Raw genomic sequence first — 12,688 nt, 5'->3', positions numbered from 1 at the left:
ACACATGCGAACGGCGCCCGGCCCCGGATCTCCCGGGGCGGGCGCCGTCGGCGAAGCTACTTCTTCTTGCCCGCGTTGACCTTGGCGTACTTGGCCTGGAACTTCGCGACCCGGCCCGCGGTGTCCAGCACGCGCTGCTTGCCCGTGTAGAACGGGTGGCAGGCGCTGCAGGTCTCGACGCGGATCTCGCCGCTCTTGACGGTGCTGCGGGTCGTGAAGGTGTTACCGCAGGAGCAGACGACCTCAGTCGCCTTGTACTCCGGGTGGATGCCGCTCTTCATGTCTGTCGGTCCCTCTCGATGGTGAGGTCGCCGGGTCGCCGTCGGCACCGCCCGCCCCGGTGGGCGTGACGGCTCGGGCGTGAACCGGAACCTACTGCTGGCCGATGAACCAGTGTGCCATGCCACCCCAGTTGAGCAGAAATCAGGAGGCGGGCACCGGTACGCCCTGCCCAACGCCGCACTCCCCCACCGCATTCCCGCGCGCCAGCGACGACCCGGGCGGGGTCAATTCTTGATCGAAAACGGGAGGCGTATGCCCCACGGCCGCCGATAACGTGAGCGGCCCTCACCGCAGACCTCCCGGAAGGACCCCGTCATGACGCTGCTGGCCGACGTCCTCGACCTGGCCGAACTGGCCTCGGCGGTCGATAACGGACACGTGCGGACGCAGCGTCACCCCGAGCGGCCGTACGTGATCTACAACTACACCGAGGCCTGCCAGTACTCCGGCGCCTGGACGCCGGTGACCCTGGCCTGCCGCGGACTGGTGGTGGACGAGACGACCGGGCGGGTGCTGGCCCGGCCGTTCCCGAAGTTCTTCAACCACACCGAGTCGCACGCTCCCGCGCTGCGCCCGGAGGCACCGGTGTTCGTGACGGACAAGGCCGACGGCAGCCTCGGCGTGATCTTCCGCGACGGCGACACGGTCGCCGTCGCCACGCGCGGCTCGTTCGCCTCGGACCAGGCCAAGCACGCCACCGCGCTGCTGCGCCGCCGGTACCCCGGTTTCACGCCGCCCGACGGCCTGACCGTACTGGTCGAGATCGTGTACCCGGAGAACCGCATCGTGGTCGACTACGGCGGCCTGAACGACCTGATCCTGCTCGGCGCGGTGGAGATCGCGACCGGCCGCACCCACGGCCCGGCCGCGGTGCCGGGCTGGCCCGGCCCGGTGGTCGATGCGTTCGGCTACGCCACCCTGGCGGAGGCGCTCGCGGCGCCGCCGCGGGCGGGCCGCGAGGGCCTGGTCGTGCACCTCACGGACACCGACGAGCGAGTGAAGATCAAATATGCAGAGTACGTCCGGCTGCACCGCCTGGTGACCGGTCTGACCCCGCGTACCGTCTGGGAGGTGCTGGCGGCCGGTGACGGCCTGGACGCGCTGACCGAGCCGCTGCCGGACGAGTTCCACGCCTGGGTCAAGGGCGTGGCGGCCGAACTCACCGCCGCGGTGGACGCGCTCGCGGCCCAGATCGAGGACGAGTACGCCCGGATCGTCGCGGACCTGCCGACCGGCTGGTCCCGGCGCGAGTTCGCGGCGCAGGCGGTACGCAGCCCGCACCGGGGCGCCCTGTTCCAGCGCCTCGACGGCAAGGACTACCGTCCGGGCCTGTGGCAGGCGGTCCGCCCGGCCGGCGACCGGACCAACCGAGTGGATGAGGAATGACGAGGCTGCTGATCACCCGCGGGCTGCCCGCCTCCGGGAAGACCACCTTCGCGCGCAAGCTGCAGCCGCAGGTCGTCCGGGTGAACCGGGATGACCTGCGGCGCATGCTGCACGGCACGCGGCTGTTCACCCAGACCGCGGAGGCGCAGGTCACCCACGCCCAGCGGGCGGCCGTGGAGGCGCTGCTGCGCGCCCGCGCCGATGTGATCGTCGACGACACGAACCTGCGCGGAAAGACGGTCAAGGAGTGGGCGGAACTGGCCGCCCGGTTCAATGCCTCGTTCGAGGTGCACGACTTCACCGACGTACCGCTGGACGAGTGCATCCGCCGCGACGCGGTCCGCGACGAGCAGGACCGGGTCGGCGAGGACGCGATCCGCCGCATGCACAAGCGCTACCTGGCCGGGCGCAACCTGCCGCTGCCGGTGCCGTACGTGGAGCGCGGCGGCCCCGGCGTCGTGTACGAGCCGGACGACACGCTGCCGCCGGTGGTGCTGGTCGACATCGACGGCACTGTCGCGCTGATGGACGGGCGGAGCCCGTTCGACTGGCGCCGGGTCGGCGAGGACCGGCCGAACCACGCGGTCATCGAGGCCGTGCGGGCGATGCACGCAGCAGGCAACGCGATCGTCTTCTGCTCCGGCCGCGACGCGGTGTGCCGGGCGGAGACCGAGGCGTGGCTGGAGCTGTACGTCGGCGTGCCGTACGAGGCGCTATTCATGCGGCCGGAGGGCGACTCCCGCAAGGACTCGATCGTCAAGCGGGAGATCTTCGACACCGAGATCCGGGAGCGCTGGCGGGTGGTCGGCGTCTTCGACGACCGCCAGCAGGTGGTGCGGATGTGGCGGGAGCTGGGCCTGACAGTCTTCCAGGTGGCCGAGGGAGACTTCTGACGGTGAAGTACCCCCGCACCTTCCACCTGCCCGACTCCCCTGGCGCCACCGGCGACGACCGGATCCAGGACGATCTGTCCTGGTTGGACGGTGAGCTGGTGGTGACGGAGAAGCTGGACGGGGGCAACCTCACCTTCACCCGCGACACCATGTACGCCCGTTCGCTCGACTCGGGCACCCAGCCGTGGGACCGTCCCGCGAAGGCGCTGTGGGCGATGACCTCGCACCGCATCCCGGATCACTGGCGGGTGTGCGGGGAGTCGATGTGGGCGCGGCGCAGCATCGCGTACACGGATCTGCCGGGGGTGTTCATCGTCTTCGGCATCTGGGACGAGACGGACACGCTGCTGGGTTGGGACGACACTGTGGACTGGGCGCAGCGTCTGGAGCTGCCCATGGTGCCGGTGCTGTACCGCGGGGGCAGCCTGCGCGAGGCCCGCGCGGCGTGGGCGGGCCAGCGCGACGCCGAGACCTCGGAGGGCTTCGTGGTGCGCAGCGCGGGCCGCATCCCCGCCGCCGAGTTCGACACGCGGGTCCTCAAATGGGTACGGGCGAACCACGTACGCACCGAAGCCTCCTGGCGCCACCGCGACGACTTCGCGGTCAACGGCTTCGCCTGATCAGCCCGGGTACGGACACCCCCGGGTGCCGTCGCGGGCCAGCGATGCCGCCTCCTCGTCGAGATAGAACGCGGGCCGCAGATCCATCTCGGCGTAGTAGCGGTGGAAGACCGGGGTGAGCGATCCGGACATCGGCGGCACGATCCACGTCCAGTCCGCGGGCACCTCCCGGCCCGCCTTCTCCTCGTTGCGCAGATGCGCCACGAACCGGGCCGACTCGGTGTGGTGGTCGCTCATCTTCACCCCGGCCCGCTCGTACGAATACAGCACGGCCCGGTTGAGCTCGACCAGCGCCCGGTCCCGCCACAGCGTCGACTCCCGGCTCACGTCGAGACCGAGCCGGGCCGCCACGGTCGGCAGCAGGTCGTACCGGTCGGCGTCGGCGAAGTTGCGGGCGCCGATCTCGGTGCTCATGTACCAGCCGTTGAACGGGGCGAGCGGGTACTGCACCCCGCCGATGGTCAGCCGCATGTTGGCGATCGCGGGGACGGCGTGCCAGCGCAGCCCCAGTTCGGCGAACCAGCCGTACTCGGGGTGGGACAGGGGTACCTCCAGGACCGCGCGGTCGGGCAGCTCGTACAGGCGGACGCCCTCGGTGGGTGTCTCGATCGCCAGTGGCAGCACGTCGAACGCCTCACCCTTGCCCCGCCAGCCGAAGCCCTGCATCGCGGCGGTGAAGCCGACCTGCCGCGGGTCACCCACGCAGCCGCCGCCCGCCTGGCGGTACCCGGCGTACCGGATGAGCTGTTCGTTCCACACCCGGGCGTACGGCTGGCCGGGCTGGGCGGCGGCGAAGACGCTGATCACGGGCCGGATCGCGCCGGGCGCCTTCTGCCCCTCCGTGCCGCGCCCGGCACCACCGGCGAGCTGCAGGTGCGCCACGAGCAGCGAGAAGATCTCGTCGGCGGTACGCGCGCGGCGGCGGTCCAGCACCACCAGGCTGCGCCAGTACAGCCGGCCGATGCACCGGCTGGCGTTGCGCCACGCCATCTTCGCGCCGTACGTGAGCTCGTCGGTGGTGTGCACATAGCCGCCGGTCGCCGCGATCTGCGCGCGCACGACGGCCAGGCGGGGTTCCACCGGGCCGAGCCTCGGGTTCTCCGTGTAGCAGCGGCGCAGGAAGTCCTCGGCCTCGCCGGGATCGACGGGCGCGATCGGGTCCCACGGCTCGGTCGGTTGATCCCGGTATCCGGGCACGTTCATCGGCGCCTCCCACGACTCGACTCCGGGAGGTTCGCACGAGGACGGACCGCTGAACAGGACAGCATTCCGTCCTAATGCCGCGAACCGGACGTGCAAGTTGCAGCAGAGCCCGCGGCGTCAGACAACGTGTGCGACGTTGATGTGTCACGCAATCGACAAGGCTGTTACGCGAAGGGAGCGGCCACCCGACGGGTGACCGCTCCCTTGTGCACTCCGGCGACTACTCGCCCGGCGTCGACTTCGCGATCTGCATGAGGAACTCGATGTTCGTCCGGGTCTGCTTGAGCCGGTCGAGCAACAGATCCAGGGCCGCGGTGGACTCCAGCGAGGAGAGCACCTTGCGGAGCTTGTGCACGATGGCCAGCTCCTCCTTGCCCAGCAGGATCTCCTCCTTGCGGGTGCCCGAGGCCGACACGTCGACCGCCGGGAACGTCCGCTTGTCCGCGATCTTCCGGTCGAGCTTGAGCTCGGCGTTACCCGTGCCCTTGAACTCCTCGAAGATCACCGTGTCCATCATCGAGCCGGTCTCGACCAGGGCGGTCGCCAGGATGGTCAGCGAGCCGCCGTTCTCGATGTTGCGGGCCGCGCCGAGGAACCGCTTCGGCGGGTACAGCGCTGTCGAGTCGATACCACCCGACATGATCCGGCCGCTGGCCGGCGCCGCCAGGTTGTACGAGCGCCCGAGCCGGGTCACCGAGTCGAGCAGCACGACCACGTCGTGACCCAGCTCGACCAGGCGCTTGGCCCGCTCGATGGCCAGCTCCGCGACCGTGGTGTGGTCGGACGGCGGCCGGTCGAAGGTCGCGGCGATGACCTCGCCCTTCACCGAGCGCTGCATGTCCGTGACCTCTTCGGGCCGCTCGTCGACCAGCACGACCATGAGGTGGCACTCGGGGTTGTTGCGGGTGATCGCGTTGGCCAGCGCCTGCAGCACCATCGTCTTACCGGCCTTCGGCGGCGAGACGATCAGCGCGCGCTGACCCTTGCCGATCGGCATGACCAGGTCGATGACCCGGGTGGTGAGGATGTGCGGCTCGGTCTCCAGGCGCAGACGCTCCTGCGGGTACAGCGGCGTGAGCTTGTAGAACTCCGGCCGGCGCCGGGCCTCCTCCGGCTCCATGCCGTTGATGGTGTCCAGCCGCACGAGCGGGTTGTACTTGTCCCGGCGCTGCGACGAGTCGCCCTCGCGGGCGGTGGCGCGTACGGCGCCGGTCACCGCGTCGCCGCGGCGCAGACCGTGCTTCTTGACCTGCGACATCGAGACGTACACGTCGTTCGGGCCGGACAGGTAGCCGGTGGTGCGGACGAACGCGTAGTTGTCCAGCACGTCCAGGATGCCCGCCACCGGCACGAGGACGTCGTCCTCGGCGACGTGGGGCTCGCGGCCGCCGTCGCGCTGGCCCTCGCCGGTCTCCCGGTCGCCGCGACCCCGCCGCCGGTCGCGGAAGCGGCTGCGACGGCTCCGCCGTCCGCCCTCGCCGCCGTCGTTCTCGTCGTCGGAGTCGTGGGACTCGTTGCGCGGGCCACGATCGCCCCGCTCGTTGCGCTCGCCCCGCTCGTTACCCTCGCCCCGCTGGTTGCGCTGACGGTCCCGGCTGCGCGGCTCGCGTTCGGGCCGGTCGCCGCGGTCCCCGCGCTCACCCTCGGCACGCCCCTCGGACTGGCCGGACTCCCGGCCGCCCTGCTCGCCGCCGGACTCGCGGCGCCGCCGGCCCCCGTCGCCTTCGGTGGCGGGCTCCGCCGTCGCGGGCTGAGCAGTCGCGGACTGGGCCGTCGCGGACTGAGCAGTCGCGGACTGGGCCGTCGCGGACTGGGCGGTCGCGGACTGGGAGGTGGCAGGCTGGGAGGTCGCCGGCTGGGCCGTCGCGGACTGGGCCGCGGCGACCGGCTGGGACTCGGCCGCCTGGCCCGCTCCGGACGACGCCGGGCGCCCCTCGGAACGCTCCGCCGCAGCCTCCGCGGTCGTGCCCTTGGCCCCGTTCGTAGCCCGCTGGCGCGGCGTCGCCCCGCCCTGGGCGCCCGCGGCCGCAGCGCCGCCGCTCTGGGCGGCCCCGCCGCTCTGGCGCTCCGTGATGGCGGCGATCAGCTCGCCCTTGCGCATCCGGGCGGTGCCGGAGATGCCGAGGGAGGCGGCGAGGCTCTGCAGCTCGGGCAGCAGCATCGCGGACAGCCCGGTGCCGCCGCGGCGGCGACGAGTGACCGTGGCGCTGGTGGCGTCGTCAGCGACGTCAGAAACACCCGACGTCACGTCGGTGGTGTCGCTCAATGGATTCCTTCCGTCGAAAAAAGCCAAGACCACCCGGGTCTGCAGCCTGGTGGCCGGGTGCCCTCGGAACCCGCTTCGCGTGAGCGGCGCGGGAGTTTGCAGCACGGCAGCTCGACGGTGTCCCGACCCGTCAGGCGATGACGGGTAGGTCTCGGCGAGTGCACCGATCTGAAGAACTGCTGTTCGACGTGTGCCTTGATGAGAGATGAGACCGGCAAGATCGCCGACAGTCTCGGGGGTGCGCGCCGAACCGCAGAGATCGCTTGCTTCGCGGCTGTGCTAGGTCTTGAGCGTAGTCAACTCGTGCGACCTGCGGCAACAGGGCCCCGCTCGGCGTGTTCCACCATACCCCCTCTGGCAAGAGCACCGCCGACATCCACGCCCAGCGTCTCGGCGCGCCACGCCGACCCGGGGTGGAAGTCCTCCGGAACAGGGGTCAGCGCCAGCACGCTGGGCCCTGCACCGCTCACCACGGCCGCCACCCCGGCCGCCCGCAGGCCCGCGACCAGCGACGCCGTACCCGGCATCGCGGGCGCACGAAAGCCCTGGTGGAGCCGGTCCTCGGTGGCTGGGAGCAACAGCTCCGGCGCGGCCGTCAGCGCGTGCACCAGCAGCGCCGAACGGGCCGCGTTGAACGCCGCGTCCGCGTGCGGCACCTGCGGCGGCAGCGCGGCCCGCGCGGTCGCGGTCAGGCCGCGTTCGGCCGGCACGAAAACAGTCGGACGTACGCCCTCGGCGGTCGCCAGCCGCACCGCCCGCGCCCCGCCCGCCTCGGTCCAGGCGATCGTGAACCCGCCGAGCAGGCAGGGCGCCACGTTGTCCGGGTGGCCCTCCAGCCGCGCCGCCACGCGCAGCGCCGCCGCGTCGTCCATCCGGTCGGCACCGTCCGCCACCAGGGCCCGGGCCAGCAGCACCCCGCCCACGATCGCGGCGGACGAGGAACCCATGCCCCGCGCCTGCGGGATGCGGTTGACGCACTGCACGGCCACCCCGGCGGGACGGGCCCCCAGCTCGTCGAAGGCCGCCAGCATCGCGCGGACCACCAGGTGGCGCTCGTCGGTGGGCAGCTCGCCCGCGCCCTCACCGGAGACCTCGACCGTGAATCCGTCACCGGTCACGCGGGCGCTGAGATCGTCGTGCAGACCGAGGGCGAGACCCAGAGCGTCGAAGCCGGGCCCGAGGTTGGCGCTGGTCGCCGGCGTCCGTACGTGCACCGGCTCGGAGACGAAGGTCGGTCGCATCGCCCCAGCCTAGGTGGTGATCATCGACGGTGATGACCCGCGTGCGCGGGAGTGTCGCCGCCGTTGTCGGTGCCCACCCACCCGTTGATGGCCGTTGGGGTGACCGGATTCACCCTGACAGGCAGCGGATAGTGCCCGATCGGGCGGGCGGCTCAGCCGGTCGTCGGGGCCGGGCTCAGCGACAGCCGGCGGGTGGCGATGCGCCAGCCGACCGCGTACGTCAGCGTGATCAGGCTGCAGCCCGCGAGTATGGCCTGTTCGCTGACGTGGTCCACCACCGCGGCCGCGCCCAGCTGGCTCGCCGCGATGGCCAGCGTCGCCAGCATCATGTCCGTGGCGAACACCCGGCCGCGCAGCCGGTCCGGTACCTCGCCCTGCAACGCGTAGTTGGACAGCACCCAGTTCGTGCCGCCCGCGAAGTGGGCCACGAACACCAGCACCAGCACCAGCCAGAACCACGGGGCCACGGCCACACCGAGGTAGCCGAGACCGTACAGGCTCATGGACAGGGCCAGGCCGGGGAGCAGCCAGCTGCGGTGGCCCAGCACCCGGCGCATCAGCAGCGGGCCGACCAGGGCGCCCGCGCCGCGTACCGCGAACAGCAGGCCGGTGCCCAGGGGGCCTACGCCGTACAGCGCGGCCAGCAGCGGAAACACCGTCAGGACCCCGTTGCCGAGGCCCACCGCGGATTTCACAGTGACCAGGGCCCGGATCCGCGGCCGTACGGCGATGTACCGCAACGCCTCGACCAGTGCGGGCCAGGCCCGCGGCGGCGGGGTCTCGCGCGCTGCCTGCAACGGGCGGCGGATCAGCGACGTGAGCAGCGCGGCCAGGGCCAGGCTGGCGGCGGCCACGGCGAAGCTCACGTACGGGCCGAACAGGCTGCTGAACACGCCCCCGAGCGAGGCACCGACGATGGTCATGGTGCCCCAGGCGGACCCGGCGACCGCGTTCGCGGCGGCCAGGTCGTCCGGGTCGACGACGTTGGGCAGCGCCGCGGACGCCGCGGGCGAGTAGAACGCCTTGGCGACCGCCACGGCACCCACGGCGACCAGGGCCAGCGGAGCGGTGGCCGGGGAACGGACCGCGAACAGCAGCAGCATCGCGGCCAGTGCGGACAGGTTGGCCGCCACCAGAATGATCCGCCGGTCGATGCGGTCGGCCACCGTCCCGGTGTACGGCAGCAGCAGCGCGTTGATCCCGGTGTCGGCGGCCAGCACGAGCGCGCCCCACACCCCGCTGCCGGTCAGCTGCGGCAGCAGCACGAGCAGCGGAACCATGACGAACCAGTCGGAGCCGAACACGACGAGCTCGGCGCCGAACAGGCGACGGAAGTCACGGTTCCGGGTAAGGACCGACAGCGAACTGGCCACGTACGGCAACCTACCGGCCGCGCCCCGGACAGGGCGCGGCCGGTGGGTGCGCTCAGGCGGGCGGCGCCTCCGGGCGACGCGGCATCCGCAGCACCTCGAACTGGTCCGTGTACCCGCGCAGGGCACCGCCGGGCTGGGTGGTCTCCTGCTGGGTGGTCTCCTGCTGGGCGATCTCCGGCTTGGCCACCGACGGCGGCTCGGCCACCGGCTTCGTCACCACCGGCGGGGTCGTGCTGGAGTGCACCGGCTCGGGAGCCTCGTGCGCACCGCCGCCGGAATCCGGAGTCTCCACCGCGGCGGTGGCCGGGGCGGACTCGTCGGCGGCGTGCCGCGGCGCGTCCCCGCCCGACTTGCGCGCCCGCCGCTGTGCCCGCTTGGCCCGCGACCGCTCCTTGCGGTTCTCGACCATCGTGTACAGCGTCGGCACCAGCACCAGCGTCAGCAACGTGGAGCTGACCAGGCCGCCGATCACCACAATGGCCAGTGGCTGGGAGATGAACCCGCCCTCGCCGGTGAGACCCAGCGCCATCGGCAGCAGCGCGAAGATGGTCGCGATGGCGGTCATGAGGATCGGCCGCAGCCGGTGCCGGCCACCCTCGACGACCGCCTCCTGCACACCCATGCCCGCGCGGCGGTAGTGGTTGATGAGGTCCATCAGCACGATGGCGTTGGTGACCACGATGCCCACCAGCATCAGTACGCCGATCAGCGCGGGCACGCCGAGCGGGGTCCCGGTGATCAGCAGCAGGGCGATGGCACCGGTGGCCGCGAACGGGATCGACACCAGCAGCACCAGCGGCTGCACCAGGCTGCGCAGCGTCGCCACCATGATGACGAAGACGATCGCGATGGCCGCCAGCACGGCGAGCCCGAGGTCGCCGAACGCGTCCTTCTGCTGCTGGCTGACGCCGCCGATCTCCTTCGTCGCACCGGCCGGCAGGGTCAGCGCGTCCAGCTTCTTCGTCAGCTCCCGGGTGGTGGCGCCGACGTCGGAGCCCGTGGCCGTGCCGGTGACCGTGGCGCTGCGGTTGCCGTCGATGCGGGTGACCTCCTCGGGACCGGAGGTCTCGGTGACGTCGGCGACGCTGTCCAGCGGGACGACACCCTTGGCGGTGGGCAGCGGCAGCTTGCGCAGCGCATCGGCGTTCGCGGGCGGCGTACCCAGGGAGATGACGACGTCGCGGGTCTCGCTGTCGATGGTGATCTGCCCGGCGGGCGCCGGACGGAACGCGCCCGCCACCGAGCGGGCGATCGACGCCTCGGTCAGCCCGGCCCGCGCGGCGGCCGCACGGTCGACCTTCACGTCGAGGCGCGGCACGCTGGCGGCGAGGTTGGTGCCGACGTCCGTGACGCCCTTGGTGGCGGCCATCGCCTGACGGACCTGCTCGGTGGCGGTAGCGAGCACGGCGGGGTCGGCGGCCTTGACGGTGACCGACAACTGGTCGGCGTTGAAGCCCGAACCGCTGTCGCCGCCGACGGTCACCTCGCCGATGCCGGTCATGCCGTCGAGCGTGGTCCGCAATTCCTTGGAGACCACTTCGGCGTCGGCGTCCGTGTCGAGCTGCACGATGAAGTTGGCGCCGCTGGCATCGGACGCACCCGCGAACGGGTTGAACGTGCCGTTGCCGACGGTCACCTGGTAGGTGTCCACATCCGAGAGCTGCTTCAACACCCCCTCTACCTGCCGGGCCGCCGCGTCGGTGGCCGCGAGGCTGGTGCCCGCGGGCAGCTGCTGGCTGATCTGGATGGTGTTCTGGCCGGACTGGTCGAGGAAGTTCGTCTCCAGCTTCGTGCTCAGGCCCAGCGTGCCCACGAGGATCACGACACCGATGGCCACGGTGGTCCACCGGCGCTTGGTGGCGAAACGGATCACCGGCAGGTAGGTGCGCTGCAGCGGGCTGCGCCGCTCCTTCGCCTCGGCGGCCGCGCGTACCTCGGGGGCCTCGCTGCCGCCGGCGGCCGGGCGCAGGAACCAGTACGCCAGCACCGGGATGACGGTCAGCGACACCAGCAGCGAGGCCAGCAGCGCCACCGTGACCGTGATGGCGAACGGCGCGAACAACTGACCCACGAACCCGCCGACCAGCGCGATCGGCGCGAACACCGCGACCGTGGTGAGCGTCGAGGCGGTCACCGCGCCGGCGACCTCCTTCACCGCGCCGGTGATGGCGTGCACCTTCTCCTCGCCGTACCCGAGATGTCGTTTGATGTTCTCCAGCACGACGATCGAGTCGTCGACGACCCGGCCGACCGCGATGGTCAGCGCCCCGAGCGTCAACAGGTTCAGCGAATAGTCGCCGACCCACAGCGCGATCAGCGCGACCAGCACGGACAGCGGGATGGAGACCGCGGTGACCAGCGTGGAGCGGACCGACATCAGGAAGACCAGGATGACGATGACCGCCATGAGCAGGCCGAGCAGGCCCTCGGTGGTGAGGCTCTTGATGGACCGCTCGACGAACGGCGCCTGGTCGCTGATCACGGTGAGCTTCGCCCCGGAGCTCTTCTCCAGGTCGTCGAGCTGGGCCCGGACCTGATCGGAGATCAGTACGGGGTTGCCGTCCGGCGCCGCGGTGACCTCGATGCCGAGGCTGTCGACCCCGTCGGTACGGGTGTACGAGGTGGCGGTGGCCAGCGTGCTCTCGACCGTGGCGATGTCGCCCAGCTTCACCGGGCCGCGCGCGCCGGTCACATAGAGGTCGCGGACCTGCTGCACCGAGGTGATCGGGGTGCCGACCTGCACACTCAGCGAGCGGCTGCCGTCGGTGACCGCGCCCGCCGGCACCGAGATGCCGTTGGCCTGCAGGATCGTGACCAGCGAGCTCGGGTCGACCCCGGCCGCTGCCATCTTCGCCCGGTCCGGGGTGATGACGACCTGCTCCTTGCGCCCGCCGGTGACGTTCACCGAACGGACGCCGTCGATCGCGCTGAGCTGCGGCACGACGGTCTTGGCGAGCGTGTCCGCCAGTTCGGCCTGGTTGGTGCCCCCGGACGCGGCCAGCACGATCGCGGGGATGTCGTCGGTGCTGCCCGCGAAGATGGTCGGCGTGACGCCGGCCGGGAGCGTGGGCTGGATCCGGTTGACAGACGTGGTGAGCTGGTTGACCGCGCTGTCCAGGTCGGTGCCGAACGCGAACATCACCTGGATGGTGGCCGAGCCCTGGCGGGTCGTGGACTGGATGCTCTCCAGACCGTCGGCGCCCTTGACCGCGTCCTCGATGGGCCGGGTGATCTGCTCCTCGATGATCTCCGGGCTGGCGCCGGGCAGGGTGGCGCCGATGAACGCTCCCGGAAACTCCAGCGAGGGCAGCAGCTGCTGCTTGAGCGACGGGATGGCGTAGATCCCGAAGCCGGTCACCACGAGGGCGATCAGGGCGACGAGCACTCGGTTGGCGAGACTGAGCCGGGTCAGCAGCGACATGAT

9 protein-coding genes are annotated in these 12,688 nt (G+C 71.6%); 3 read left to right on the top strand and 6 right to left on the bottom strand.

All coding sequences use genetic code 11. The annotated features are described in order from the left end of the window. Nucleotides 1-56 precede the first annotated feature (56 nt). Nucleotides 57-281 (bottom strand): 50S ribosomal protein L31, encoded by a 225-nt coding sequence (gene rpmE, locus ACMCNN_RS04440; protein WP_412744898.1) that lies wholly within the window; start codon nucleotides 279-281, stop codon nucleotides 57-59. A 316-nt stretch (nucleotides 282-597) separates the two neighbouring features. Between rpmE and ACMCNN_RS04435 the strand changes: the two genes are divergently transcribed. Genes ACMCNN_RS04435 through ACMCNN_RS04425 form a run of 3 tightly spaced genes read left to right on the top strand, consistent with a single transcriptional unit; the run spans nucleotide 598 to nucleotide 3,181 of the window. After that, a complete protein-coding gene (locus ACMCNN_RS04435; RefSeq protein WP_412744897.1) occupies nucleotides 598-1,668 on the top strand; it encodes an RNA ligase in 1,071 nt (356 codons plus the stop codon). Continuing rightward, a complete protein-coding gene (locus tag ACMCNN_RS04430; RefSeq protein ID WP_412744896.1) occupies nucleotides 1,665-2,561 on the top strand; it encodes an AAA family ATPase in 897 nt (298 codons plus the stop codon). The genes ACMCNN_RS04435 and ACMCNN_RS04430 overlap by 4 nt, the downstream gene beginning before the upstream one ends. Before the next feature lie 2 nt (nucleotides 2,562-2,563). Further along, complete coding sequence (locus tag ACMCNN_RS04425; protein WP_412744895.1) at nucleotides 2,564-3,181, top strand: RNA ligase family protein; 618 nt, start codon at nucleotides 2,564-2,566, stop codon at nucleotides 3,179-3,181. Here ACMCNN_RS04425 and ACMCNN_RS04420 read toward each other — a convergent pair whose 3' ends face one another. The 5 genes from ACMCNN_RS04420 to ACMCNN_RS04400 all read right to left on the bottom strand — a co-directional run bounded on the left by ACMCNN_RS04420 (nucleotide 3,182) and on the right by ACMCNN_RS04400 (nucleotide 12,685). Next, the gene (locus ACMCNN_RS04420) at nucleotides 3,182-4,384 is read right to left on the bottom strand and encodes a nitric oxide synthase oxygenase (RefSeq protein ID WP_412744894.1); all 1,203 of its coding nucleotides are present in this window, start codon (nucleotides 4,382-4,384) and stop codon (nucleotides 3,182-3,184) included. A 220-nt stretch (nucleotides 4,385-4,604) separates the two neighbouring features. Then, nucleotides 4,605-6,650, bottom strand: a complete 2,046-nt coding sequence (gene rho / locus ACMCNN_RS04415) for a transcription termination factor Rho (RefSeq protein WP_412744893.1) — start codon at nucleotides 6,648-6,650, stop codon at nucleotides 4,605-4,607. A gap of 296 nt (nucleotides 6,651-6,946) precedes the next feature. Beyond that, the gene (thrB, locus tag ACMCNN_RS04410) at nucleotides 6,947-7,891 is read right to left on the bottom strand and encodes a homoserine kinase (RefSeq protein WP_412744892.1); all 945 of its coding nucleotides are present in this window, start codon (nucleotides 7,889-7,891) and stop codon (nucleotides 6,947-6,949) included. 152 nt (nucleotides 7,892-8,043) lie between these two features. Then, a complete protein-coding gene (locus ACMCNN_RS04405) occupies nucleotides 8,044-9,264 on the bottom strand; it encodes an MFS transporter (protein WP_412744891.1) in 1,221 nt (406 codons plus the stop codon). A gap of 52 nt (nucleotides 9,265-9,316) precedes the next feature. Continuing rightward, on the bottom strand, nucleotides 9,317-12,685 hold the full coding sequence (locus ACMCNN_RS04400) for an efflux RND transporter permease subunit (RefSeq protein WP_412744890.1): 3,369 nt from the start codon (nucleotides 12,683-12,685) through the stop codon (nucleotides 9,317-9,319). Between the last annotated feature and the right edge of the window lie 3 nt (nucleotides 12,686-12,688).

Source organism: Krasilnikovia sp. MM14-A1004, from assembly GCF_047159485.1.
In the GTDB taxonomy this organism is placed as follows: Bacteria; Actinomycetota; Actinomycetes; order Mycobacteriales; family Micromonosporaceae; genus Actinoplanes.
Note: the sequence above shows the minus strand (reverse complement) of the source record. Positions and strands in the feature narration are given on the sequence as shown.

What these genes read in the sequence shown, in the direction of transcription:
- rpmE (WP_412744898.1), bottom strand. Translation starts at nt 281, where the DNA reads ATGAAGAGCGGCATCCACCCGGAGTACAAGGCGACTGAGGTCGTCTGC.
- ACMCNN_RS04435 (WP_412744897.1), top strand. Translation starts at nt 598, where the DNA reads ATGACGCTGCTGGCCGACGTCCTCGACCTGGCCGAACTGGCCTCGGCG.
- ACMCNN_RS04430 (WP_412744896.1), top strand. Translation starts at nt 1,665, where the DNA reads ATGACGAGGCTGCTGATCACCCGCGGGCTGCCCGCCTCCGGGAAGACC.
- ACMCNN_RS04420 (WP_412744894.1), bottom strand. Translation starts at nt 4,384, where the DNA reads ATGAACGTGCCCGGATACCGGGATCAACCGACCGAGCCGTGGGACCCG.
- thrB (WP_412744892.1), bottom strand. Translation starts at nt 7,891, where the DNA reads ATGCGACCGACCTTCGTCTCCGAGCCGGTGCACGTACGGACGCCGGCG.
- ACMCNN_RS04400 (WP_412744890.1), bottom strand. Translation starts at nt 12,685, where the DNA reads ATGTCGCTGCTGACCCGGCTCAGTCTCGCCAACCGAGTGCTCGTCGCC.